We start from the raw sequence: 26,220 nt of genomic DNA on the forward strand, positions 1-26,220 counted from the left end.
ATAAGCGACCGAACCCAAGAGATTCCCGTGAGTTCGGTAGCCATAAAGGTTACTGATCTAAGAGTTTTGTTCTATTTTTTCGCCACGCTTAATGCCTTTCGTTTCAAGAAACCGCTGCATCCGTTTCAGTGCTTCTTGGAGCTGCGGCATTGAGGTGGCATAAGAACAGCGAATATAACCTTCGCCGCATTCGCCAAACACGTTGCCGGGAACGACGGCGACTTTTTCCTGTATGAGCAGTTCTTCAGCAAATTGTACGGAAGTGAGCCCAGTAGCACGGATTGAAGGGAACACATAGAAGGCGCCGCCGGGGGTATGGCAGTCCAAGCCAATGGTGTTCAGCGTTTGGACAACATAATTTCGCCGTCTTCGGTAGCTTCGTTGCATCGATTCCACTTCATGATAGGTGTTGCGAAGCGCTTCTATCGCCCCGTATTGCAGCATCGTCGGAGCACACAATGTCGTGTATTGATAAATTTTCAACATCGCCTCGACGAATTCCTTAGGAGCGGCCAGCATTCCGAGGCGCCAGCCGGTCATCGCAAAGCCTTTGGAAAAACCGTTGATTAAAATCGTTCTTTCATACATACCAGGGATGGCGGCGAAGCTTGTAAAGGTTTCGTCATAGGACAATTCTGCGTAAATTTCGTCGGAAACAACAAGTAAATCGTGCTTTTCAATGATTTTCGCAATCTCCATCAGTTCTGCTTTGTTTAACGAAGTGCCGGTTGGGTTGTTTGGAAAACAGAGTAAGATCGCCTTCGTTTTTTCAGTAATCGCCTGTTCTATTTGCTCCGGAGTGACTTTAAACCCGTTTGTCGCGGAGGTAGAAACGGCAATCGGTTTTCCGCCGGCTAAAGAAACGAGGGGAGCATAGGAAACAAAGGCCGGTTCGACAATCAGCACCTCATCACCTTGGTTTAATATCGCGCGAAAGGCTATATCTATCGCCTGGCTTGCACCAACCGTGACGATGATTTGATTTTTCGCATCGTAGGAAACGCCAAATCTTGTCCCAAGGTAGGCTGAGATTTCCTCCCTCAATTCAAGCAAGCCGGCATTTGCCGTATAGGAAGTGAAGCCTTGCTCCAGCGATAAAATGGCGGCTTCGCGAATATTCCAGGGGGTAACGAAGTCTGGTTCACCAACTCCTAAAGAAATTACGTCTTTCATCCCGGCAGCGAGGTCGAAAAATTTTCTTATGCCGGAGGGCTGCAGCTCCTTGGCTGTTTGTGAAATATAGTGGGCAACGTCGTTTTTCATGGTGTAACCACCATCCGCCGGTCTTGATCGTCAGCCCCGCTGTCAAAGATAACGCCGTCATGTTTGTATTTTTTCAACATAAAATGAGTGGTTGTCGAGACGACATTTTCTATTGTTGATAATTTCTCCGATACGAAGGCGGCGATTTGATTCATCGTTTTTCCTTCGATGGTGATTGATAAATCGTAAGCGCCGGACATGAGATACAAGGAGGATACCTCCGGAAAACGGTAGATTCTCTCTGCGACGTCATCAAAGCCCACTCCCCGCTTCGGGGTTACCTTCACATCAATCATGGCAATGATGCTTTCCTGCCCATCCACTTTGGTCCAATCGATTAAGGTCGGGTAGCTCATGATAATTTTCTCATCTTCTAACTTTTTAATCGTGTTTTTGACCAGTTCTTCACTAGTCAAGGCCATTAAGGCAATGGATTTTGTCGATGCCTTATGGTTTTCTTCGATTATTTTTAAAATCTCCAGTTCTTCACTGCTTAGTTTCATCTCGTGCTGCCTCCTCATAAAATCAACAAATCTTATTGTTCGATTTTATCGGGATGGCTATGAAAACTCAATTAAAATCAGATTAAAAAATACTATTTGGACATGGCGATGCATATTTTTTATATACAAGCTTTTGAAGATATACGAGCATGTGAAGATACACGAGTATTTGAAAATATACGAGCATGTGAAGATAAAGGAGATTGAGATGGGAAAAAGGTCTGCTCCATTCAAAGGGTTAATCATTGGAATTCTACTGGCTGCCGGTATGTTTATTGTCTTTCAATTTATTCGGGCTTCTCCCGATAAACAGGCAGGTTCGGTTGTCGATGAGTTTTATCGCTATGAACAGGAGGGAGATTTCGCAAAATCGTGGGCATTATTCCATTCCGCGATGAAGGAAAAGTTCCCGAAAGGCGGGTACATCCAAGACCGGGCTCACGTGTTTATGTCTCATTTTGGAGTAGAAACCTTTACTTATACAGCCGGTAAATCGGAAAAATTAGAGAAGTGGAAAATGGCCAAAACAGGACCGGCACTGGACAATGTCTATAGAATTCTTGTTACACAAACCTACAAAGGAAAGTATGGCAACTTTGATTTAAAACAGGAGGTTTTTGTCGTTAAGGAAAAGGACGAGTGGCGGATTATGTGGGATTACAACCAATGATGGGGTGTCAGGAACGGTGTTTTGGATCAAGGGGTCACCCATGGAGGCGGCCTTCTTTTTCAAAAAAGATGAAGGATGATTTTTAACCAGCCGAAAAACGCTATCCATAATGGAATACTGAGAGTTGTCCCCCATAATAACCCCGTGAAAAAATTCTCCTGCTCTTTCATCCCATTCACCCCTATTGAATGTTTATCAGTACTGTCCAAATGATGGATATTTATTAGGTCGACCGGCACGATTTTTGCAAAGCGGAAAGTCGCCGTTCGCGGTATTAGACTGTTTTGTTCATACTATCAAATGGTCGTTGGGAAAATTGGGGTAATTTGTCATAAACAGAAAAATACTTTCGACATAAGCTTCCCACCGAAATTTAATAAAAAACTCCGATAATAAATCGGAGTTTTTTTCGTGAATATCGAGATAGGATGGCAGCTGTGGTGTATTATGAAGAAGGCTTAAGGGATGGAACAAATAAGCTGCTATATATCATCGAATCGCAACATTTTGTCTTGATGGTATCTTGCTTTTTTTATTATTTGTTGTTTTAAATGGAAATCTAAGCAGTCATGAGAAAGTCTGTGAAAGTAGAAAAAGCGCCATTTATGCCAATAGAGGAGCAATTGTTGAATCACTTTATCACCTCATTAAAATTGTTCTGGAACCACTTCGTTATATGTTTCGGATGACTAGGCAAATTTTTGTACTTGGAAAATAGGAAATTATTAGCAAGGCATGATAGTAAACTGTCTTTTTTCAAAAATGCTATAATAGGAAAAGTAAATGAAATTTCTAGCTAAGGGGAAATGGATATGATTCTCGTTGTTGGCGGAGCTGGCTACATTGGCAGCCATCTTGTAAAGGAATTAGTTGAAAAAGAAGAGGTCGTTGTGCTCGATAACCTGTCGACTGGGCACCGTGCGGCCGTTGATAGCCGGGCTATCTTTGTTAAGGGTGACCTCGGGAATGAGGAAGATTTGCACATGGTCTTTAGAAGTTATCCGATTAAGGCCGTTATGCACTTTGCTGCTTGCAGCTTGGTCGGGGAGTCTGTTGTAGACCCTTTGAAATATTATCAAAATAATGTGGCATCGACCTTAACACTATTAAAAGTCATGTTGAAATTTAAGGTGAAGAACTTTATTTTCTCCTCCACCGCTGCCACCTATGGAATTCCCGATGTGGAGGTTATTGACGAAACAAGTGCAACAACACCGATTAATCCTTATGGCCACTCAAAATTAATGGTTGAGCAGATGCTTGCCGATTTTTCAAAATCCTATGGTTTGCAATATGTTGTTTTGCGGTACTTTAACGCAGCCGGAGCTCATGAATCAGCGGTAATTGGCGAAAGTCATGATCCGGAAACACATTTAATCCCAATTGTCCTGCAGCAGCTGTTGGGGATTCGGGAAAAGGTGTCCGTGTTTGGAGCGGATTATGATACGGCGGATGGCACCTGTATTCGTGATTATATTCATGTAACTGATTTAGCGGCCGCCCATATTCTTGCCCTAGAAGCACTGTTAGCCGGGAAGAAATCGGCTGCGGTGTACAATCTTGGCAATGGACTTGGTTATTCGGTAAAGGAAGTTATCGAAACATGCGAAAAAGTCACCGGTGTGAAAGCGAATGTTGAAATAGCCGACCGCCGTGCTGGAGATCCAGCAAGACTCGTTGCTTCAGCGGCGAAAATCCTATCAGAACTTGGCTGGAAGGCAGAACGAAACTTAGAACAAATCATCGCCGATGCTTGGAAATGGCACCAGCACCAACAATATTAATACCCTACTAAAAATCCCTCTTGCATAGCGCAAGAGGGGTTTTTTACTTCGCAATTGTAAAACCATTTTATATAGAAAAAAGGCCCAAATGGTGTCAGGCACCATTAAATACATCGGCCAGCATGAAGTGCTTGGAGATTCATTATTTTGACTTTTTTGCAAATAATAAAGTCATTTACCTGAAGTGGAAACTTGAGTATGATTTTCATTAGAATATATATTTGGATAAATTGAAAGGCAGTTGGACCCAATGAAATTATTTATAAAAAATTATCGCTTCACCCTTATCCTGCTTTCAGCCATTGTAATCGGCGGTGCAGCAGGCTTGATTTTTGGACCCAAAACAGCGGTTGTTAAGCCGTTTGGAGACCTATTTCTGAACTTAATGTTCATGATCATCGTTCCGTTGGTATTTTTCAGCATTGCTTCGGCGGTTGCAAACATGAATGGCATGAAACGGCTTGGGAAAATAATGGGCAGCATCCTGGTGGTTTTCTTAGTGACAGCATCAGTTGCGGCAATTCTCGGGGTTGCCGGTGCCTCCATCATTCATCCTCTTGAAAATACTGATATCACTTCGATTAAAGAGGTGATGAACCATTCCGCAGCCGAGACGGATGTTGAGAAATTATCGTTTCTTGACCATCTGGTCGCTACATTCACGGTATCGGATTTTCCTTTATTATTATCAAGAAGCAATATGCTCCAGCTGATTGTCTTCGCGCTCCTGTTTGGACTTTCCACTGCTGCGGTTGGGGAAAAGGCGAAACCAGTCGCGGACTTCTTATCAGCGGCAGCTGCTGTCGTCATGAAGATGGTCAGCATTGTCATGTATTATGCTCCGATTGGGCTTGGCTGTTATTTTGCCGCAGTCATTGGTGAGCTTGGGCCGCAAATTTTAGAGGGATATGCCCGCTCATTTGTTTTGTATCTGATTTTGACTGTGATTTATTATTTTGTATTCTTCACCCTGTATGCCTTCATCGCTGGCGGCAAGGATGGGGTCAAGATTTTTTGGAAAAACGCGATAACTCCATCTGTCACGGCGCTTGCAACTTGTTCAAGTGCAGCCTGTATTCCTGTGAACCTAGCCACAGTTAGAAGGATGGGTGTGCCAAAGGATATCGCCGAAACAATTATCCCGCTTGGTGCGAATACGCATAAAGATGGTTCTGTGTTTGGCGGCGTGCTGAAAATCGTGTTCCTGTTTGCTTTATTTGGCAAGGATTTAACAAGTATCTCTAGTATATTAAGTGTGCTCGCGGTCGCCTTTTTAGTCGGCGCAGTCATGGGGGCAATTCCTGGCGGCGGGATGATTGGCGAGATGCTGATCATCAGTGTATACGGCTTCCCGCCGGAAACTTTGCCAATCATTGCCGTCATCAGCACCATCATCGATGCACCAGCAACACTGCTAAACTCAACCGGAAACACCGTCTGCGCTATGCTCGTGACCCGGCTAGTCGAAGGAAAAAACTGGCTCAGCAAAACCTTCAAAACCGGCGAAGAAATTGCTTAGATGGGGTGAAATATGTGGTGTCAGGCACCTTTATCCAATTAATGGAAGATGGTGCCTGACACCATTTTCCAATTTAAGGGAAACGGTGCCTGACACCACGCACATGTGACACTACGATGACACCAGCACTGACATCATGCGCTACCCAGGAATTTGCTGGTTTTCTTGTTTTGGGTTACACTTTATCTGTTGGAATAGTTTGTCTATTTAGGTGGGGTGGTTCTTTGATGGGTAGAATGGATAATGAACCGGAATTGCCAAAGGTTGAATGGCTGAATGACCGCCTTCAATTAACGTTGGCCTTTAGTAAAAGGTATAAGATGTCGACGGCTGTTTGTTACCTAAGATTACATTTTCCACAGGAACTATCACAGCATCATGATGATGAAATTGAAACCGCACTTGTAAGTAACATTTTATCCAGGTTAAATCGGTCAATTCGAAATATTGATACCTTGATAAAAATAAATAGAACAGATTTTGCTATTTTATTAGTGGATATTACGGAGCACGATTGCAAGCAGATTTGCGAGCGAATGATTAGCTCGATATCTGATACGTATACGATTGATTACCGCCATTTTTCCATCAGCAGTAATATTGGAATTTGCATGTTTCCCTATGGGGCTGAAGAACCGGAGAAACTGCTGGTGATTGCCAAAGCACAAATGTATGTGGCGGAAGCGCGCGGTGAAAATCAATTTTCACTTTATATTGGAGAGTTAGATCAAATGGCCAGCCGAAAGGTGTTAATTGAAAATGACTTCCCGTATGCGTTGAAGAGGGGCCAGCTGCATGTCCAATTCCAGCCGCAGTATAGCTTGGAGAAAAAGGCAATTGAGGGCGCGGAGGCGTTAATCCGTTGGAATCATCCAAGTCTGGGCGAAGTATCTCCTGCTGAATTTATCAGCTATGCTGAGGAAGCGGGGATGTCAAATCAACTGTTTTTCTGGGTATTCGAGGAGGTTTGCCGGCAGATTGCCAGCGAGAAAATCAGGATTATGAAGTATTCTATCAATTTGTCCGTTAACCAGCTTTTACTGGATTCCTTTTTAGATGACGTCAAAGAAATCATTCACTTATACTCGGTTTCAGCCAAGCATATCACGTTGGAAATTACCGAAAACATTGAGATTTACTCAGTGAAAACGGTCAATGAGAGATTAATTGCCTTGAAAGAGGCTGGTTTTACGATTGCCTTAGATGATTTCGGAAATGGCTATTTTTCATTTTCGGACTTTATTAAGCTCCCAATCGACTATATTAAACTCGACCGCAATTTTGTTTTTAGTTTATGGAAAAATAAGAAACATAAAGGCGTCGTATTGCCAATCATAAATATGGCCCATAACCTTGGTTTACAGGTAATTATTGAAGGAATCGAGGATCAGACTCAGTTTGTGGAATGGGCTCAACTGGGCTGTGACATTATTCAAGGATATTTTATTAGTAAACCCATCACCTTTGAAGCCATGATGGATTCAATCGCTGAGATTGAGGAGAGGGCGGAGGCAGTTCGGAACCAAGGTTAAATGGCCTTGGTTCTTTTTTTTATAAAACGGTGCATGCCGCTTTTTTATTAATGTTTTAAACAAGGGTGACCTTTCCCAATTTTTAATTTAAAATAATATTCAGATAAATAAATAATATTTTTGCGTGGTGTTGTGAATGTTTGTGCTTGTGATGTTCCTCGGTGTGCTGCTGCCGATTGTCGGCTTTGTTGTGTTGATGATGTTAGGCTGGCTCGACCAGGAATTGGATGTGCTCGAGCTTGAGAATATTAAAGTACGGCTGGAGAAGGAGCTTCAGGAAAGTGAGTACCGGCAGTTGGCCGAGCGAATCCAGCCCCACTTTTTATTTAACGCATTGAATGCGTTTTTATCGTTGAGTCGAATTGGCCGCCATCGCGACATGACCAAAGGACTTGAGCAGTTTTCCTTGTTCCTGCGCTACCGTTATCAGGACCATGAGGTGCTTGTACCTTTTTCGACGGAGTTAGAGCATACGAAAAACTACTTGGCTGTCCAGCAGCTGCGATTTGGGCAGAGGTTACTGGTTACCTATGAAATCGACACCAACTTGCTAGAATGTAAGATTCCCCCTTACACGCTGCAAACATTTGTTGAAAATGCCTTTAAGCATGGGCTTGAGAAAAAGGCGGGCGACAAGCTGTTAACGATTGCCTTCGAGCGCGAAGGGAACTGGGTGTCTTTGAAAGTGTTCGACAACGGTCCGGACCGCATCCTGGAGCCGGCGTATTGGAAGGGGACAGGGCTTCACAATATCGAAAAACGCTTCCAGCTCCTGTTTGACCTGCCGTCTACGATTAGATTGGCAGAAACAAAGGATGGACGGACACTTGCCCACGCCTATTGGCCATACATACCTGGAGATGATTAAATGAACATCCTGCTTGTTGATGATGAATATTTGGAAATTGAACAGCTCCGTTATCTAATTCAGGGAAAATACCCCCTGTGGAATATTTTTGGAGCAGAGGATGGGGTGTCAGCGTGGAAGGTTACGGAGGAAGAAAGCATCCAGCTTGCGTTTATCGATATCAGGCTGCCCGGGGAGGATGGCTTGAAGCTTTCCGAGCGTCTTAAGGAGAAGCATGGCGGAATCGAAATTGTGATTGTTTCCGCGCATCAGGATTTTTCCTATGCCAAACGGGCGATTCAGGCAGAAGTGCTCGATTATCTGGTGAAACCTGTCATTGAACAAGAGCTGTTTGCCGTGATTGAAAAATACCTCCAAGAACATAAACATGTAGTGGCGAAGTCTGCCCATATTCACTATGTGATTAAGCAGATTGAAAGCAGATTCTCTGAAAAACTCAGCCTCCAGGAGATTGCCGACGAAATTCCGGTGAGCGCCTCCTATTTAAGCCATTTATTCTCAGAAGAAATTGGCTCCACCTTTCAAGAATATCTTTTGACCTATAGGATTCATCAGGCAAAACAACTGATTACCGGACAAGCTGGATGGAGCATGAGCCGGATTGCTGAGGCGGCTGGATTTTCGAGCCAGCATCATTTTAGCAATATTTTTAAAAAAATCGAAGGGATGACGCCAAGCAGGTACAAGGAGAAAAATAAAAAATGAACGGTCTGCGCGCGGTTTTAATCCAAATAATACGTGTAAGGAGAATGGGTCATGATTGACTGGTATGTGATTCTGTTCCTTGCCATTATCCTGATGATTTTTCATATGGGCGAATTTGCCGGGCACAAGGATGCGGCTGAATATTTACAGCTCCCCGGAAAAAATAAGGTGTCGCTGGGAACAGCATCGATGCTGTTTCGGCTTTTGACTGGCACGTTTGTGTTTATTCCCATTTATCTAACCGTTGCTTATGGCTATGCAGCGGGACTCGTTCTTTCCCTTGCCGGCACTGTCGTCCTTCTTTGGTTCAGCGGGAAAATTGGCCGGTTGAACGATGGATTTGCCTCCTTTGAAAACCTAGCGTCCTTTTTAGCAGCTAGAATCCCCGGCCGGGGGAGAGCCGCGCTGTATCTGATTTTATTCGCTGCCGGCAGTGAAGGGTTAATCCTAAGCGGGGTTCTCGCCCATTCGTTTATGAAAGTCGTCTTTGGTATTGATCCAGTTTGGACATTGTCGTTCTTGTTCTTTTTTGTCTTTGTGTATTCAGGAATGGGCGGGGCTGGCGGTGTTCAGAAAATGGGCCGCTGGCTGCTGTTTGGTTTTTTTACAGGGATTACGATTTTGCCAATTGGGACCATCCTATTCCATGGCGTTGCATCCATTCACGACAGGTTCCTGAAACTACCGGCAGCCGATTGGGATACAGGGAATCTTCTGGCTGCCTCGCTGTTGTTCATGGTGTTCACAGCCAGTCAGCTGCTCGTTTATTATCTGCTGACCGGCGATTTAGTAAGGATCAAACGAACGCGGTTAAAAACTACGATTGGCCTGACGGCGATTTGCTGGGGCAGCATGCCGGCTGCTGTGTCAGTTATTGCTGTTTTCTTGATGTCCCGTGGTGGAGAACGTGGTTTAGCAGGGCTGTTCCCCCTTATAGAGCACGCTTTTTCTAGTCCACTTTTATACATCCTCGTGGTCAGCGCTCTGTCCTGTTTTGCTTTAAGCCAGGGCATTTCACTCCATAATCTAATCAGTTTGCTGCTGGCGATAGTTAAAGGGAGCAAGGCCATCCAAAAGGGCTATGGTATAAGCCTGATTTTATCTGTTTTGGCCTATTATCTGACTTCTTTTCTGGATTTGAAAGCCGTGTTTATTTTTTATATCCATTTATTTATTTCGTTATGCCTGCCACTGTTGCTTTTGCTCCGCTTTCCTGTCCGCTGGGGATGGGAGCTTTCCATCACAATTATTACAACGACGGTGTTGGGGCTCTGTTTTTCATTTAAAATCGGAGTGCTTAGTGGAATTAGTGTGAATTTAGGGATTTCGGCTATTGTCTTATTCCTTTTATTAGTTAGAAAAATCAGAACAATATAAAAATAATGCAAAATCTCAACAAGATAGTGCAAAACAGGCACCACGCCCTCCTATATAATGAAGAAAAAAGGAGGCGGGCTTTATGGTACAGACACTTGCAAAAGAACAGTATTTTTATGCGTTTAGTAAAGAAAACAAAGTGGGATTGCGCGTGCCGTCTGGTTCACAGGTTGTGATTGAAACGTTTGATTGCTTTCAAAATCAAATTCAATCCGCTGAGACCGCGTTTAACGCGATTGATTGGAATCAAATTAACCCGGCAACAGGATCTATTTATGTCGAAGGAGCGGAACCTGGGGATATTTTGAAAGTAAAAATTGACGAGATGGAGCTCGGGGATGTCGGCGTCCTTGCTACCGGGCCGGGGCTCGGGGTAATGGGACATCGGATTGATGCGTTTGAAGTGAAAATGGTGCCGATTCTCGATGGGAAAGCCGTATTTAATGAGCGTCTGCAGCTGCCCTTAAATCCAATGATTGGCGTGATTGGGGTAGCACCAGACGGGGACCCGGTTTCATGCGGGACACCGGGTGCCCATGGTGGGAATATGGATACGACGTTGATTACAACGGGAGCGACCCTCTATTTTCCGGTATTCCAAGAAGGAGCATTGTTTGGCCTTGGCGATCTGCATGCGGCCATGGGAGACGGGGAGATTGGGGTATCCGGCGTCGAGATTCCCGGGAAAGTCAGCGTCACATTAGAGGTAATCAAAGGCAAGTCGATTCCGTTCCCGTTTCTTGAAAACGAGGAAGGTGCAGCAGTGCTTGTTTCGATGCCAACACTTGATGAAGCAGCGAAGGCAGCTGTTGAGATTTTCGTTGACACCTTACTGCCCCATACTGATTTAACACTGCCGGAATTAACGATGCTGTTCAGTGCAGCTGGACAGGTTCAGGTTTCACAAATAGTGGATCCGCTGTTAACGGCAAGATTTTTCGTGCCAAAAGCTATTTTGGATGCTTACGATGTTAAGCTGTTCGAATAAGGAGGGGAATAGGGATGGAATCAGGAGTACCAACGAATTCAAATCAACCGCCGAAATCATCGGACGGTCATACGAATGTGGAACAATTCGGTTATAAACAGGAATTAAAACGGTCGTTGACATTCTGGGATTTATTGATTTATGGACTTGTCTTCATGGTCCCGATTGCCCCTTTTGGTATTTACGGGTATGTCGCGCAAGGCTCGAACGGGATGGTCGCCCTTGCCTATTTAATTGGGATGGTCGGAATGGTCTTTTCCGCTTTAAGCTATGCAAGGATGTCAGAGGCATTTCCAATCGCGGGGTCTGTCTATTCTTATGCCCAGCGGGGAATCAATGAACATGTCGGCTTTTTTGCTGGATGGGTGATTTTACTCGATTATATTTTAGTACCGGCGTTATTGTATTTAGTCAGTGCTGCCGCTTTAAGTGACATTGCCCCAGAAATTCCGATGTGGATTTGGCTGGTTATTTTTATTGGTATTAACACGGTTATTAACGTGTTCGGGATTGAAATTACCGCAAAAGCGAATAAAATCATCGTCGTGCTTGAATTGATTGTGTTAGTCGTTTTTGTAGGGGCCGCTATTATAGCGATTTCTAAAGGAGTTAATGGTGCGGAATTCAATTTTAAGCCAATTTTTGATAAGCAAAACTTCAGCATGAGCATGGTCATGGGAGCCGTTTCCATCGCCGTGTTAAGCTTTCTGGGCTTTGATGCGATTTCAACATTGTCGGAGGAAACAAAGGGCGGCAAGAAAGTGGTCGGCCGTGCAATTATTTTCTCCCTTTTAGTAGTGGGTGTCTTGTTTATCATCCAGACATGGGTGGCGGCGTTAATCTGGCCGGATTACACCTCGTTTGAAAATGCCGACGTTGCTTTTTATCAAATTGCTGAAATTGCTGGCGGCTCGTGGTTAAAGTGGACGACCATTTTGGCAACAGCACTTGCATGGGGGATTGCCGATGCCCTTGTGGCCCAGGCGGCCATTTCACGGATATTATACAGTATGGCTCGCGACCGCAAGCTGCCGAAGATTCTCGCAAAGGTCCACGCCAAGTATAAAACGCCGTATGTTAGCACCTTAATCGTTGCTGCGATTTCGCTTGTTGTTACGCTCGGATTTGCTTCGCAGATTGATAGCCTGGCATCACTTGTTAACTTCGGCGCGTTGACTGCCTTCTTATTCCTGCATCTATCCGTAATTAACTACTTCGTGCGGAAGCAGAAGAGCAAAGATTACCTAAATCACCTCGTATTCCCGCTGATTGGGTTCCTAATCATCGGTTACGTATGGTTCAACCTCGACCCAACCTCCAAGAAACTAGGTTTCGTCTGGATGGCCGTAGGGATACTCTACATGATCTACCTGAAACTAACAAAAAAGGATTCTAATTTGAATGTAGAATAAACATGGGTGTCAATCTTGGGTGTCAGGCACCGCTCGTGGACAAATGTCCTTCTGGGGTGGACACTATTATTTTGCATTAATAGGTAATTAGGGTTTTCCAATTGAAAACGCACGCACAATCAGGGCATGGGCCCGCTTTGTGCGTGCGTTCTTTGTGTACGTGAGTATTGTTCGTTCCATGCAATCTTTTTGAACGAAAGAAGCCCCATTAATCGAAGAACTTCACTAATCCATTTAGCAGTCCCGTGCAGATTTTGTTCTGATAGCTGCTACTCACTAGGTTTGCTCTTTCTTTGTCATTGCTGACGAAGCCGATTTCCACCAAAACAGCTGGTGCTTGATTGCCTCTGATTACCCGGAAGCTTTCATCCTTCACGCCCCTCGTGACGGCACCGGTAGATTTGATTATTTCATCTTGAAGCAATGCCGCAAGCCGTTTACTATCTGCCGGCATAACCCCATCTTTAGAATTATGATAGGTTTCAATTCCCTGTGCACTCGTAGCTGTTGACGAATTCACATGGATACTGATAAACGCATCAGGTTTAATTGAATTTGAAAATTCAACCCTGCCATCCAATGAAACAAATTCATCCGTGCTTCTGGTTAAATAAACAATGGCCCCTTTGCTTTTGAGAAGTTCAGCAAATTTCAAGCCTACCTGCAGGTTGATTGTCTTTTCAAAAATCCCTGCAGCACTGGCTCCGCCATCATAACCGCCATGTCCGGGATCTAATACAATCGTTTTGCCCGCTAACCCCTTAGTTACGGTAGTAGGAGAAGGAACCCAGACTCCGTTATCCGCCAAGAAGTATTCCTTGCCATCTACTGTAATCAAGCCTGTCTGCATGACACCGTTTGAATCAGAATAGTACCAATATCCCTTATCCTGGAACCACCCTGTATTTAGTGCTCCGGACTGATTAAAGAAGTACTTCTTACCTCCGTCCTGCAGCCAGCCGATTTGCATCGCACCGCTGGAAGTTAAATAGTAGCGATTATTCTTGTCCACAAGCCAGCCCGTTTGCATTTCCCCTTGCTCATTTAAAAAGTACCATTTGCCGCCATCCAGGAGCCAATTCGTTTTTATCGAGTAATCATTGTTAAAAAAGTACCAAATGTTATTCGATTTCAGCCAGCCCTTCTGGAGCACACCTGTATCATTCGCATAATATTTCTTTCCGTTGACCGTAAACCAGCCGCCGAAATATAGCACCCCTTCATTATCGAAAAAGTAACCCTTGCCCTCCAGCGTGGCCAAACCTGTCGTCAGAGCCCCGCTGCTGTTGAAGAAATATTTTTTACCCTGCTCATTAAACCAACCTGTTAGCATGACTCCGGTTTGATCGAGAAAGTATTTTTTCTCCTTATCAGTCAGCCATCCGCTTTGAACGGTACCTTCATTATCCGAAAAATACCACTTTCCATTGATTTTCGCCCAGCCAGAGACAAATGTGCCATCTGTGTTAAATAAATACTTTTTTCCTAATATATCCGTTATACCTGATGCGGCAGATCCATCACTTTTAAAATAATATTTTTTCCCGCCTTGCTCAAGCCATTGGTCAGCCTGCATGACTCCTAAACTATCAAAATAATACTTTTTCGAAGCCACTGTTTCGAAACCAATGCTTCTTTCTCCGCTGGATTTTAGATAATACCAGTTTGAATCAAGCAGGAGCCAGCCCGATTTCATCGCACCATCTGCCTGAAGGAAGTACCATTTGTTGCTGGTATTCAGCCAGCCGGTTTGCATGGCACCGTCAGCTTGAAGGAAGTACCATTTGTTGTTTGTGCTCAACCAGCCTGTTTTCATTGAACCATCAGCCAGGAGGAAGTACCATTTGTTGTTTTCGCTAAGCCAGCCGGTTTTCATCGAGCCATCCGCCTGCAGATAGTACCATTTTCCGCTGGCTTTGAGCCAGCCTGTCTGCATGACACCCTTGGCATCCATGTAATACCACTTTTTCCCGACATACAGCCAGCCTTTTGCTGGTGTTTCATTTTGGAAATAATACCACTTGCCACTTTCTAGTTTCCATCCTGCGGTGGCCGCATTGGAATGCGCAGCACCAAGTCCTATGCCTAATAGCAAAATAGTAAAAATTGATAATAGTAAAATTTTCTTTTTCAACGCTAAATTCCTTTCATGCCTGAATAGTTACTTTAAAGAGTAGGTACAACCAAAAGGGTTGTAGTGCTTTCTCTAATAGGACCTCGTCACACTCCTTTTTATAAAATTTACCCAAATTTTCAGGTGTATCCTTAATTTGTTAATTCAATATTAAACTGTATTTTCCGTAATGTGAAGCGAAAATCGACAATCTTTTTATGGAAAATGGCGAAACGCCGCAAAATGAGTCAAATTAGCTATATTTGGAGAATATGAAAAAATGTCCCCAAACGAATTGAGGACATTTCATACAAAGTGGATTTTGGGGAAAGGAAACGATGTTTTGTACGTATTGTACGGTTTGGGATGGACCAAATAGTGAGGTTAGTCCCCGCCTTCACCGCTCGAAACACTTCCTTTGTCAGTATCCTTTCTCCGGGAGGAATGATCAGCCTCACTCGAAGCTGAATCATTATAAAAATGATGATGATCATCTTGCAAGAAAGTTTTTTTATCCTTCTTTTCAAGACTAGGAAAAATAAAAAAGGCAGCAATAATGGCCAGAGTACCGAAGAATTCCTGTATTCCAAAAATAAGATAAAGGCCAAACAAGAAAAGGATAACACCAACCAACCATTGAAAAACCCTAACAAGCACCAGAGACATCCCCCCTAAACATAAAATAAAAACACAAACCCCTATAAAATAAATATTACCACCAAGGGCTTTTTATACATTTTTTAGGAAATGGGTGTCAGGCACCGCTCGTGGACATTTGTCCTCCTGGGGTGGACACTTTCTTTTTGGGGGTTTGGTAACGGGGTGTGGGGATGTTTATTTTTCTTTTGGGATTTGTGAAGGATTTTTGGGGATGGTGTCGAATGGTAGTAGTGAATCAGGTTATTTTTTTCTCCATTATTCCAATAATCCACTAACAATAATTCAATAAGGAGTGTTTGCAAATGGCCCGCAAGGTTCGTACTTGGTTTCAAGGTGCGAAGTATCATGTTACCAGCCGAGGAATTAGGAAAAGTCCGCTTTTTTTCGAAGATGAAGATTATCAGAAGTACCTCAATTTACTGGAAGACACAAGAGACCGTTACCCATTTATTCTCCATACCTACTGCCTAATGACCAATCATACCCACCTGCAGCTTGAAACATTGGAAACCCCGCTTAGTATCATCATGAAAAACCTCAACACGAAATATGCCAAGTATATCAACAAAAAATACGATTTCACCGGTCATGTATTTGAAAAACGCTACGGGGCCGAGCTCCTCAATTCCGCCGAATATGAGATTGATGTCAGCAAATATATTCATTTAAATCCGGTAGCGGCCGGGATGGCGGCGGCCCCTGAGGATTACCCTTGGAGCAGCTACCGTGCCTATGTCGCCGACGACGGGGAAGAAATCCCGCTAATAAACACCCAGACACTGCTTGCTTATTTTCCCCATCCGCCCCAGCAACACTATAAGCACTATATGAAGACAATCATAACGGACAAATCTTTTTGGAAGGATGGAAAAATTTATATCATGGACAGGGAGGGGCAACCATGTGGGCAAAGGTGATCAGTATCGGTTTAAAGGGAATGGAAGGCTATCGAGTAAATGTCGAGGTGGGTTCTTATGTAGGAAATGACTTTTTTAAAATTGTCGGGCTGCCCGATGCGGCCGTGAAGGAATCGAAGGAGCGGATAATTACCGGACTTCGTTCATTAGGCTACACGCTATCAGGGCAAAAAATCGCCATCAATTTGTCGCCAGCGGATCAAAAAAAATGGGTCCGATGTTTGACCTGCCAATGGCAATCGCGGTGCTGTTAAGCCTGCATGAACTAGAGGCAGTTATCTCGGAAGATACCGGTTTTGTCGGGGCCCTATCTTTGGATGGTTCCATCCAGCCTGTCGAGGGGCTACTGCCTGCGGTACTGGCGGCCAAAAGGCTAGGAATAAAAAAGCTCTATATGCCATTGGATGAAAAATTACCACTGCTAGAACTTGAGCCGCTGGAAATCATCTATGTAGCTTCTTTACAGGATGTCATCGGGCATTTATCGGGTCAGTGGCGTCCTTCTATTATAATGCAAGAAGAGGATGAGAATCAGGGAAGCATGGATTATTTAGATTTTCGGCAGATTATTGGTCATTGCGATGCTAAACATGCCTTAGAAATTGCAGCGGCAGGGGAGCATCATGTCTTACTGACAGGACCGCCGGGCTGTGGGAAGAGTTTGTTGGCAGGAAGTTTCCCTTCCATTTTACCCGCGCTAAAGAAAGAAGCCCATCTTGAGGTGCTTAGCTTGTACCAATTGAGCAGGAACGCATGTCCTCATTCAAAAACGCCTCCATACCGGAATCCTCACCATTCTGCTTCCGGAGTGTCGATCATTGGCGGCGGCCAATATCCGAAACCAGGCGAAATATCGTTAGCCCATCGCGGTGTTTTATTTCTTGATGAAATTGGGGAATTTTCGAAAAAGACCTTAGACATGCTCCGCCAGCCACTAGAAGACGGGTTAATCACCATCAGCCGCACAAACGCGACGGTTACTTATCCCGCTTCGTTTATTCTGCTGGCTGCAATGAATCCATGCCCCTGTGGCTATACGGGCTCAAATTCTCACTATTGTACGTGTACTCCTAAACAGATTACCGCCTATCAAAACAGACTTTCGGGCCCGTTAAGAGATCGGTTTGATATAAACCTTTCGCTCACGCCTATTGATTTTAATGCGGATGCAGCAACGGAGAATTCTGAAATGGTGCGGGGGAGAGTGGAGGAAGCCAGGTATAGACAATATGAACGCTACGGTAGCGAGGTTTGCAATGGCCGAGTTCCGTATGAAATCCTAATGAATAGGAGTCCGTTGGATGATGAACAACAAAGGCAGCTTCAGCGGCTTTCGCTTAAGAACGGTTGGAGCAACCGCACCCAAATCAAGATCATCCGTCTTGCCCGCGATCGCCGACCTGCAAGAAAGCCCCGCCATCAGCGACGAACATATTAGCGAGGCAATCAAGCTGAATACAGTGTGAATGCAGTTTATTTTTAAAAAATCAGCCCTTTTGTCCACGGCTTTTCAGCCTTTCCTTAATATTTTCAGAATGTGCTAGAAAAATAATGCCAATTAAGGTCAATTCAATTACACACGTTAACCACTGATATTGCTTGAAAAATAGGAAGATAGGAATAAACAGGAACGCCCCCAGGCCAGAGAGGGTAAAGCTTTTTGTAAAAGGATAAAGGGCGAAAAATGCCAGCAAAATGACGGCAATCAGGAGCGGTTCGAAGCAAATCATCCCGCCAATAAAGGTTGAAATCCCTTTCCCGCCATTAAACTTCAATGCGGCTGGTTTAATATGGCCAAGAATCGCCATCCCAAGGCCAATCAATTGAACATACTCAGGAAAATGAAGATAGCGGCCAATAAGAATCACGCTAATCCCCTTTAAGGCGTCGCCGAGAAAAATAATGGCGAACGCCTTTTTTCCATGAAGGCGGCCGGCATTCCTTGCACCGACATTGCCGCTGCCATGTCGCCGAATATCCTTATGGTGCAGGGCTTTTATGACTAGATAGCCAAACATGATATTGCCAATCAAATAGGAGAAGACAAGATACAGCCAAATCATTGGAATCACAACCTTTCATAAAAATTGGTGTCAGCTGCGAGTAAAAGCATTTTTATTGGTACCATTCAGAATTTTCTGTAGTATTTAACCAAGAGAGTCATAAGTTTACTTTTATTTTGGGGTGAAATGGGTTTGATTTCAATTGATTTTTTAACAGAATTCGAGAAAAGAATAAAAAAAGAAAAAATTACTTCCTGTCTGATTCACTTTAGGGATTCTCGGATTTCAAATCCTTTGACTGCTGAAATACCTCAAAGAGTATTTATCGTGTCAGCCCTTCTATCAGCTATTATTCTAGCAGAGAGGTAGTGAATAGTGATAATATACTAAGTTATTGGAATATTTTTTTAAAAACAACTTGTGCTCATTTATTTGCGGTGATAGAATCGAAATAGAAAATCTAAACGTTTACATTATGAATGATAAAGGTGCTTTTATACTTTTGATTGTAATTTTATGATGTAAATCTAAACGTTTACATTTTTTGAGTTGAATTTAGGAGTTTTTTTACATGGAGTTTAAACCAACAATTGAAGATGTAGCCAAACTGGCAAAGGTATCAATCGCCACAGTGTCAAGAGTAATCAATAACCAAGGTGGAGTCCGAAAGGCAACTGAGGAACGGATTGTAAGCGCCATCAATGAACTTGGCTATATCCGCAGCGCTGTAGCAAGAAGTATGAAAAGAAAAGAAACCCACACGATTGGTATCATCGTACCAGATATTAAAAATCCATTTTTTCCGTTCGTTGTCTCGGGAATTGAACAGAAAGCAAGGGAAAAGGGATATTACACAATCCTCAGTAGTACCAACGAATCACCAATTGTAGAAGAAGAAATCGTAAAAATTTTCATTGAACGCGGCGTAGATGGGGTCATTATTACAACTGCTAATGAAACAGGTGACCATATCAAGTTGTTGCACGACCAGGGTATACCAATTGTCGCTATTGATAGGGCGATTAAGAATTTTGAAGTGGATACAGTTTTGGTTGATAATGTAAACGGATCGTACCAGGCCGTACAGCATTTAATTCTACAAGGACATAAAAAAATCGCAATTATTTGTGGGCCACAGAATACAACGCCAGGTCATGAACGATTTTTAGGGTATAAGAAAGCACTTGAAGACTATAATATTCCACTTGATGACAAGTTGGTTATTCAAGGGGATTTCATGGAAGGCAGCGGATTTCATGCTACACATGAGCTGTTTGATTTAGAAGCTAGACCTACCGCGATTTTTTCATCCAACAACTTAATGACAATCGGGTGTATGAAAGCATTAGTCGATTTGGATTGGAAATTAGGTGAAGAAGTTTCCTTTATTGGCTTTGATGATGTAGAAATTGCTACGTTTATCAAACCAAAATTGTCTGTCGTCTCAAGGCCGATGAATACTCTTGGTGAAATTGCCGTCCAACTACTTTATGAACGAATGAATGTAAAAGGAAATCTACCAAAAAGACAATACCTTTTATCACCAGAATTAAAAATACGCGAATCATGTCAATTAAATAAAATAAAAATCTAAACGTTTACATTTCAATGAAGGAGGAAGGTAGATATGAAAAAAGGCGGTATTTTAAATCCTAAAATTAATCAATTAATCTCTGAAACGGGTCATACAGATACAATTGTCGTCACCGACGCAGGCTTGCCAATTCCTGAAAATGTGACGCACCGAGTTGACCTGGCATTAAAGGAGGGAACACCTGGTTTTATAGAAACACTTGATACGGTATTAACAGAGCTTGAAGTAGAGAAGGTTATTTTAGCAGAGGAAGTTAAAACAGTTAGCCCGGAAATGCATGATCAAATTGTTAGTAGATTTCAAAATTTGCCAATTGAATACGTTCCGCATATTGAATTTAAGCAGCAAACGAAACAAGCACGCGGTTTGATTAGGACTGGTGAATTTACCGGTTACGCCAATGTTATTTTAGTAGCAGGAGTTGTTTATTAAAAAAATAAAATACGTAACAAGGGGGAATGGATGAATGAGTACAACGCTGCTAGAAATGAAAGGGATTTCAAAAGAATTCCCTGGCGTGAAAGCTCTTGACGACGTATCCATTCATGTACACCAATCTGAGATTCTTGCGTTACTTGGTGAAAATGGTGCAGGCAAGTCCACGCTAATGAAAGTGCTCGCCGGTGTTCACCAGCCAAGCAATGGGCAGATTTATATAAATGGCGAACCTGTCACGATTGAGGGACCAAAACATTCGCAAAATCTAGGGATTAGTATTATTTATCAGGAGTTTAACTTGATTCCACATATGAGTGTAGCTGAGAATATTTTCATTGGCCGCGAACCCCGGAAAACAAAGGGGATTATTGACCGTAAACAAGTGAAGCTAAAAACGCGTAAATGGCTTGATCGGGTGGGCTTAACCAGGGTTTCGCCTGACACAGATATCGCTGAACTTTCTGTTGCTGAACAACAATTGGTCGAAATCGCCAAGGCGTTGTCGTTCAACTCTAAGATTATCATCATGGATGAACCAACGGCCGCTTTAAATGATGAGGAAACGAATACACTCCTTTCAATTATGAAGGACTTGAAGCATCAGGGAATGGGCATTATTTTTATTACCCATCGGTTAGAAGAGGTTCAGAAAGTGGCTGACACTATCGCAGTTTTAAGGGATGGAAAATATATTGGAAGCGCCTTGGTAAAAAACGTCACGAAGGACGATATGGTAACAATGATGGTCGGACGTGAGCTGACAGATTTGTTTCCGGAAAAAGGTGTTCCATCTAATGATGTAATCCTCGAGGTTAAAGACGTTTCGGTTCCGGACTTGCTCTATCAGATTAATTTTTCGATGAAAAAAGGGGAAATCGTCGGCATTGCCGGCTTAATGGGATCAGGAAGAACAGAGCTTTCCAAGGCCATCTTTGGCTTATATGAGAATATGAGCGGGGCCGTGAAAGTAGATTCCAAGATTGTTAACAGCCCAAGGGGGGCAATTGATGCCGGTATCGCGCTCGTAACTGATGACCGGAAGCAGGAGGGGCTGGTCCTTGGTTTATCAGTTTATGAAAATATCCTTTTGCCCTCTTTTCGAAAAATTTCCCGCTTTGGAGTTTTGCAGAAAAAGAAGAAGGATGAAATCGTCAATCGCTGGGTTAAGGAGTTAAAAATCAAGGTGCATGACCCTGGTGTCGAAGTTAAAACGCTTAGCGGAGGAAATCAGCAGAAGGTAGTCCTTGGAAAATGGCTGCAAATGAATCCGAAGGTGTTAATTTTAAATGAACCAACAAGGGGTATTGATGTTGGGGCAAAGGCAGAAATTTATCAAATAATGAAAAGGCTTACAGATGATGGGATCTCGATTATTATGATGTCTTCAGAAATGCCGGAATTGCTTGGCCTCTGCAACCGTATTTTGGTTATGAATGAGGGGAGAATGACCGCAGAGCTCTGCGGAAATGAGGCGACACAGGAAAAAATCTTTTATTACGCATCAGGGGGTGTAATGAATGGCTAGTACCGCACCTGTTAAACAAAGGGAGCAAAAGGGGGCTTTAAACTTGCTAGCGCTGGTTGAAAAGTACCGTGTATTATTGATTTTTGTAGTATTGTGTGTGATCGCCGGGGGTTTATCAGATGTATTTTTCACTATGAGCAACGTGATGAACGTTCTTCGTCAAGTTTCGATTATCGCCATCATTGCCAGCGGAATGACATTGGTTATTTTAATTGCCGGAATTGACCTTTCCGTAGGTGCCGTTATGGCATTTTCCGGGGCTATTTTAGCCGGAGCATTAACGGCGGGCTGGCCGCTTGCATTGGCGTTATTAGCAGCGCTCGGTGTTGGCTTACTGTTTGGACTTTTTAATGGCTTTATTACGGCAAGATTTGGTGTGCCAAGTTTCATCGCCACATTGGCAATCATGGTTATCGCCCGCGGGATGACGCTTGTTTATACAAAAGGTTACCCTCTTGTCGTTAGTAATGAAGCGTACCGTTTTATCGGCAGCGGCCGGTTATTTGGAATCCCGATTCCAATCATCATCATGTTTGTCATCTTCGGATTAATGTATTGGATGTTAAAATACACTAGTTTTGGACGCTATATTTTTGCCATTGGTGGTAATGAGGAAACAGCCATTCTAGCAGGGATTCATGTTAGAGCTATCAAAGTGGCTGTTTTTGGAATTGCCGGTTTGCTTTCAGCGCTATCCGCGATTATTTACACCTCAAGATTAATGTCTGCACAGCCAACTGCGGGTACCGGAATTGAGTTGGATGCTATCGCAGCCGTTATTATTGGCGGGACGAGTTTAGCAGGCGGAAAGGGAGGGGTTACAGGAACGTTAATTGGCGCGCTAATTATGGGTGTTCTCGATAATGTTCTTAATTTGATGAACGTCTCTCCTTTTTATCAAAGTATTGCTAAAGGACTTGTCATTTTAGTGGCTATTTTAGTAGATAGTAAGTTTTCAAAAATTAAAAAATAAATTATTTGGGGGCAGGAAAATGAAAAAGATTATTTCTCTATTGGCATTAGTCGCAATTATTATTGGTCTTGTGGGATGCAGTATGGATGAAGGTTCAAGTGCGAAATCGTCTGGTTCTAAATCTAAGGATGGCAAGTTAAAAGTCGGTTTATCGATGAATACGTTAAATAACCCATTCTTCGTGGCTGTTAAAGAAGGGGCGGAAGCACAGGCGAAAGAAGATAAGATTGACCTTGTTGTTACGGATGCACAAAATGATCCCGGTAAACAATTAGCAGACGTGGAAAACCTTTTACAACAAAACATTGATGTGTTAATTATTGACCCAGCTGACAGCGATGCGATAGCTGAAGGTGTTAAAAAAGCAAACAATGCAAAAATTCCTGTCTTTACAATTGACCGTCAATCTAATGGCGGTGAAGTGGTTACGCATATTGGCTTTGATGCCCTTAAGTCTGGTGGAATTGCGGGTAACTTTTTAAGAGATGCACTTGACGGAAAAGGTAATATAGTAGAAATTCAAGGAATCTTAGGGACAAACGTCGGCCAGTTCAGAAGCAAAGGATTTAATGAAGTAGTGGAGTCGACTCCAGGCTTTAAGGTAGTGGCCAAGCAGGCAGCTAACTTTGACCGCGGGCAAGCTATGAAGGTTATGGAAGATATTCTTCAAGCAAATTCAAAGATTGATGGCGTCTACGCAGCAAACGATGAAATGGCTTTAGGTGCATTAGCAGCGATTGAGGCAGCTGGCCGTCTTGATGAAATCACGTTAATTGGCTGTGATGCGGTAGATCCTGCGATTGAAGCGATTAAGAGTGGTAAATTAGAAGCAACCATTGCCGAACCGCCTGTTTTCTTAGGAAAAGAAGCAGTTAAGACTGCTATAAAAATCTCTAAGAAGGAAAGCGTGGAAAAAGAAGTCATTCTTGATTCCACACTGGTAACTTCTAAGAATGTAGCTGAAGTGAAAACGAAGTAATTTTCAAAAAGGGCTTTTGGTGATTTTTGGAAAAATAAAATGGGGGAAAACGCAATCACGTTGCGTTTTTCCTATTTTACAAAATAGGAGGACACTCATGTCAAAAGTTGTTGTTGTTGGAAGTTATGTTGTTGATTTAATGAGCCGGACACCGCATCTTCCTAAGCCGGGAGAAACGGTACTTGGCGGGCCGTTTAAGATGGGGCCGGGTGGAAAAGGGGGAAACCAGGCAACAGCTGCGGCACGCTGCGGCTCAGAAGTTACGTTTGTAACGAAATTGGGTGGGGATGTTTTTGGAAGAGAAGCCTTGGCGCATTTTCAAGCGGAGAATGTAAATACGGAATTTATTAAGGTCGATCCGAACCAGGCGACAGGCGCTGCCTTGATTGCCGTTGACGATAATAGTGAAAATAGCATTGTTGTTTCTCTTGGGGCTTGCGGGACAATTACTGAAGCAGAAGTGATGGAAGCGGAAGAGGAGATAAAGTGCGGGGATATCGTCCTGCTTCAATTAGAAACAAGTATTGAGGCGGTTGTTACGGCAGTGAAATTGGCGAAGAAGTACCGGGTGCCGGTAATTTTGAACCCTGCTCCATATCAGGAGTTTCCAAAAGAGATCCTGCGGGATGTCGCCTTTATTACTCCGAATGAAACGGAAGCATTTGAGTTAAGTGGGATTGAGGTTAAGGATGAGCACTCTGCCTTGGCAGCAGCCCAAAAGATACATGAAATGGGTGTGGATACTGTAATTATCACCTTAGGAAGCAAAGGGGCCTTCCTTTATACGGGCGGGGAAAAAGGAGATCTTGTTCCAGGCTTTAAGGTAGAAGCAATCGATACCACTGGAGCCGGTGATGCCTTCAACGGGGGATTTGCCCACGCACTAAGCAATGGGCAATCAGTGAGAGAAGCCATGACCTTCGCCAACGCAGTCGCAGCCCTCTCCGTAACAAAAATAGGCACAGCCCCTGCCATGCCAAATAAACAGGAAGTAAAAACCTTCTTATTGCACTTAGGTGCTGCAAAGTAAATGGTGGTGTCACAATGGTGGGGGCAGGCACCATCCGTGGACAAATGTCCGCCTGAGGTGGACGCATGGGTCGAGGAATGAAAAATGGCTGACTCAGCGCTCGTTTTTGAACGATTTGTTGAGTCAGCCATTTCGATATCCATTATTGCATTTCTAACTGTTTCTTTAGTTCCGTTCGGATTCTTTGCTTTTCTTCTTCTGAGACCAGGCCGTAGTAGATTTTGTTAATCATTTTGCCGGTTTCGTTTATTTCCATTTGCTGAATGTTCTTTCCTGCCTCCCGATAATTCTTTTGGATATTCATGATCTGGTCGAAAGTAAGATTTGTTTTAATATTTTTTCCAAGGGCCGTAAAGATATCGGAGAATTTTGTTAAGGTTGACACGCTGGTTCCTTCATTAATGATTGCTTGAATGATTTGCCGCTGTCTTAATTGGCGTCCAAAATCACCTCGTGGATCCTCATATCTCATTCGAGCAAAACTAAGGGCCTGCTCCCCGTTCAGAGCTATTTCCCCTTTAGCAAAATGGAAGCCATTTTCAGTGAAATCCAGATCATTCTGGACTTTTACGCCGCCAACAGCGTCGACAATATCCTTAAAGCCCTCCATGTTAATCTGGATATAATAGTCGATGGGAATATCGAGAAAATTTTCAACCGTGTCCATCGACATCGGTACCCCGCCAAAAGCATAGGCGTGATTGATTTTATCGTCTTTGCCCTTGCCGATAATTTCCGTGCGGGTGTCACGTGGAATACTCAGCACTTTTACCGAATTATTGTTCGGATTTACAGTCAAGACGATGATCGTGTCTGACCGCCCCTTGTCACCTTCTCGTTCATCAACACCAAGCATTAGAACGGAAAACGGATCCTTTTTTTCAAAGACTACAGGTTTCTCGCGTTTAACGGAAATTTCCCTTTCGAGTGGCTGATGCATCGTAACAACGGCCTTTTTAAAAGAATGATAGACGGTGTAACCATATACCCCTCCACCAATCAACAGTACTAAAAGAATCATTCCGCTTACTCTTAGCCATTTTCTCGATTTCTTCTTCTGAGCTCTCATCTGATTAACCCCCAAAATGTTTGAATGAATTATAGGGTGTCAGGCACCGCTCGCGGACAGTCGTTGAGGGTGGTAGAAATCAATGCGGACCTGGTTCTTGGTGAATGATAGTTTTCGATGATAATTATTATATTTGACAGACGGAACCAGTTTCCCTGCTTGATTAATAGTAAATTTTTCACTAAGGCTAGTCCTTATCACCCAAAAAAGTGCCTTCACCCCATGGGGTGGAGGCACCAACCTAATAAAAAGATAAGAAAGATAAATTTTGGACTTTGAGAATTGTCCAGCTTCAGCG

Annotated in this window: 23 protein-coding genes and 1 pseudogene; 18 read left to right on the forward strand and 6 right to left on the reverse strand. The window is 43.4% G+C overall.

What is annotated here, in order from left to right:
- Positions 1-57 precede the first annotated feature (57 nt).
- Together BANVL01_RS15545 and BANVL01_RS15550 are read right to left on the reverse strand one after the other, a co-directional pair.
- Positions 58-1,263 carry an aminotransferase gene (locus BANVL01_RS15545; RefSeq protein ID WP_066092160.1) on the reverse strand — a complete coding sequence of 402 codons (1,206 nt, stop codon included), beginning with the start codon at positions 1,261-1,263 and terminating at the stop codon, positions 58-60.
- The gene (locus tag BANVL01_RS15550) at positions 1,260-1,766 is read right to left on the reverse strand and encodes an Lrp/AsnC family transcriptional regulator (RefSeq protein WP_066092157.1); all 507 of its coding nucleotides are present in this window, start codon (positions 1,764-1,766) and stop codon (positions 1,260-1,262) included. The genes BANVL01_RS15545 and BANVL01_RS15550 overlap by 4 nt, the downstream gene beginning before the upstream one ends.
- Positions 1,767-1,974: 208 nt before the next feature.
- On the opposite strand from BANVL01_RS15550, the gene BANVL01_RS15555 reads away from it, so the two are divergent.
- The 9 genes from BANVL01_RS15555 (at position 1,975) to BANVL01_RS15600 (ending at position 12,621) form a co-directional block, all read left to right on the forward strand.
- Positions 1,975-2,436, forward strand: a complete 462-nt coding sequence (locus tag BANVL01_RS15555; protein ID WP_066092152.1) for a hypothetical protein — start codon at positions 1,975-1,977, stop codon at positions 2,434-2,436.
- A gap of 812 nt (positions 2,437-3,248) precedes the next feature.
- A complete protein-coding gene (galE, locus tag BANVL01_RS15565) occupies positions 3,249-4,220 on the forward strand; it encodes a UDP-glucose 4-epimerase GalE (RefSeq protein ID WP_066092148.1) in 972 nt (323 codons plus the stop codon).
- A gap of 250 nt (positions 4,221-4,470) precedes the next feature.
- The gene (locus tag BANVL01_RS15570) at positions 4,471-5,739 is read left to right on the forward strand and encodes a dicarboxylate/amino acid:cation symporter (protein ID WP_066092147.1); all 1,269 of its coding nucleotides are present in this window, start codon (positions 4,471-4,473) and stop codon (positions 5,737-5,739) included.
- Positions 5,740-5,966: 227 nt separating this feature from the next.
- Positions 5,967-7,271, forward strand: coding sequence for a putative bifunctional diguanylate cyclase/phosphodiesterase (locus BANVL01_RS15575; protein WP_066092144.1), 1,305 nt, complete (start codon positions 5,967-5,969; stop codon positions 7,269-7,271).
- Between the two features lie 136 nt (positions 7,272-7,407).
- Positions 7,408-8,139, forward strand: a complete 732-nt coding sequence (locus BANVL01_RS15580; protein ID WP_066092143.1) for a sensor histidine kinase — start codon at positions 7,408-7,410, stop codon at positions 8,137-8,139.
- The gene (locus tag BANVL01_RS15585; protein ID WP_066092140.1) at positions 8,140-8,844 is read left to right on the forward strand and encodes a response regulator transcription factor; all 705 of its coding nucleotides are present in this window, start codon (positions 8,140-8,142) and stop codon (positions 8,842-8,844) included.
- Between the two features lie 51 nt (positions 8,845-8,895).
- Positions 8,896-10,221 (forward strand): hypothetical protein, encoded by a 1,326-nt coding sequence (locus tag BANVL01_RS15590; RefSeq protein ID WP_066092137.1) that lies wholly within the window; start codon positions 8,896-8,898, stop codon positions 10,219-10,221.
- A gap of 82 nt (positions 10,222-10,303) precedes the next feature.
- Complete coding sequence (locus tag BANVL01_RS15595; protein WP_066092134.1) at positions 10,304-11,209, forward strand: acetamidase/formamidase family protein; 906 nt, start codon at positions 10,304-10,306, stop codon at positions 11,207-11,209.
- Positions 11,210-11,223: 14 nt separating this feature from the next.
- The gene (locus BANVL01_RS15600; RefSeq protein ID WP_066092133.1) at positions 11,224-12,621 is read left to right on the forward strand and encodes an APC family permease; all 1,398 of its coding nucleotides are present in this window, start codon (positions 11,224-11,226) and stop codon (positions 12,619-12,621) included.
- Between the two features lie 208 nt (positions 12,622-12,829).
- Here the strand turns inward: BANVL01_RS15600 and BANVL01_RS15605 are convergent, their stop codons facing one another.
- Together BANVL01_RS15605 and BANVL01_RS15610 are read right to left on the reverse strand one after the other, a co-directional pair.
- Entirely contained in the window at positions 12,830-14,755 is a 1,926-nt protein-coding gene (locus BANVL01_RS15605; protein WP_066092130.1) for an N-acetylmuramoyl-L-alanine amidase, read from the reverse strand.
- Between the two features lie 363 nt (positions 14,756-15,118).
- Positions 15,119-15,391: a hypothetical protein gene (locus BANVL01_RS15610; RefSeq protein WP_066092126.1), complete on the reverse strand. Its 273-nt coding sequence runs from the start codon at positions 15,389-15,391 to the stop codon at positions 15,119-15,121.
- 305 nt (positions 15,392-15,696) lie between these two features.
- Here BANVL01_RS15610 and BANVL01_RS15615 point away from each other — a divergent pair, with 305 nt between their 5' ends.
- The 3 genes and pseudogenes from BANVL01_RS15615 (at position 15,697) to BANVL01_RS28775 (ending at position 17,749) form a co-directional block, all read left to right on the forward strand.
- A complete protein-coding gene (locus BANVL01_RS15615; protein WP_066092123.1) occupies positions 15,697-16,311 on the forward strand; it encodes a transposase in 615 nt (204 codons plus the stop codon).
- A gap of 20 nt (positions 16,312-16,331) precedes the next feature.
- Positions 16,332-17,401 (forward strand): annotated as a pseudogene (locus tag BANVL01_RS15620) (YifB family Mg chelatase-like AAA ATPase); the annotation flags it as partial.
- Between the two features lie 99 nt (positions 17,402-17,500).
- Positions 17,501-17,749 carry a magnesium chelatase subunit ChlI family protein gene (locus BANVL01_RS28775; RefSeq protein WP_369689610.1) on the forward strand — a complete coding sequence of 83 codons (249 nt, stop codon included), beginning with the start codon at positions 17,501-17,503 and terminating at the stop codon, positions 17,747-17,749.
- A 49-nt stretch (positions 17,750-17,798) separates the two neighbouring features.
- Here the strand turns inward: BANVL01_RS28775 and BANVL01_RS15625 are convergent, their stop codons facing one another.
- Positions 17,799-18,374: a glycerol-3-phosphate acyltransferase gene (locus tag BANVL01_RS15625; protein ID WP_066092120.1), complete on the reverse strand. Its 576-nt coding sequence runs from the start codon at positions 18,372-18,374 to the stop codon at positions 17,799-17,801.
- Between the two features lie 511 nt (positions 18,375-18,885).
- Here BANVL01_RS15625 and BANVL01_RS15630 point away from each other — a divergent pair.
- From BANVL01_RS15630 to rbsK, 6 genes are all read left to right on the forward strand, one after another.
- Positions 18,886-19,908: a LacI family DNA-binding transcriptional regulator gene (locus BANVL01_RS15630; protein ID WP_066092113.1), complete on the forward strand. Its 1,023-nt coding sequence runs from the start codon at positions 18,886-18,888 to the stop codon at positions 19,906-19,908.
- A 33-nt stretch (positions 19,909-19,941) separates the two neighbouring features.
- Positions 19,942-20,340 carry a D-ribose pyranase gene (gene rbsD, locus BANVL01_RS15635; RefSeq protein ID WP_066092108.1) on the forward strand — a complete coding sequence of 133 codons (399 nt, stop codon included), beginning with the start codon at positions 19,942-19,944 and terminating at the stop codon, positions 20,338-20,340.
- Positions 20,341-20,374: 34 nt separating this feature from the next.
- Positions 20,375-21,871: a sugar ABC transporter ATP-binding protein gene (locus tag BANVL01_RS15640; RefSeq protein WP_066092105.1), complete on the forward strand. Its 1,497-nt coding sequence runs from the start codon at positions 20,375-20,377 to the stop codon at positions 21,869-21,871.
- Complete coding sequence (locus BANVL01_RS15645; RefSeq protein ID WP_066092102.1) at positions 21,864-22,844, forward strand: ABC transporter permease; 981 nt, start codon at positions 21,864-21,866, stop codon at positions 22,842-22,844. The genes BANVL01_RS15640 and BANVL01_RS15645 overlap by 8 nt, the downstream gene beginning before the upstream one ends.
- Positions 22,845-22,863: 19 nt before the next feature.
- Positions 22,864-23,823 (forward strand): substrate-binding domain-containing protein, encoded by a 960-nt coding sequence (locus tag BANVL01_RS15650; RefSeq protein ID WP_066092099.1) that lies wholly within the window; start codon positions 22,864-22,866, stop codon positions 23,821-23,823.
- A gap of 97 nt (positions 23,824-23,920) precedes the next feature.
- Complete coding sequence (gene rbsK / locus BANVL01_RS15655) at positions 23,921-24,853, forward strand: ribokinase (RefSeq protein WP_066092096.1); 933 nt, start codon at positions 23,921-23,923, stop codon at positions 24,851-24,853.
- Between the two features lie 142 nt (positions 24,854-24,995).
- Here rbsK and tagU read toward each other — a convergent pair whose 3' ends face one another.
- Positions 24,996-25,922, reverse strand: coding sequence for a polyisoprenyl-teichoic acid--peptidoglycan teichoic acid transferase TagU (tagU, locus tag BANVL01_RS15660; RefSeq protein WP_066092093.1), 927 nt, complete (start codon positions 25,920-25,922; stop codon positions 24,996-24,998).
- Positions 25,923-26,220: the final 298 nt, after the last annotated feature.

Source organism: Neobacillus novalis NBRC 102450 (genome assembly GCF_001591805.1).
Classification (GTDB): Bacteria; Bacillota; Bacilli; order Bacillales; family Cytobacillaceae; genus Neobacillus; species Neobacillus novalis.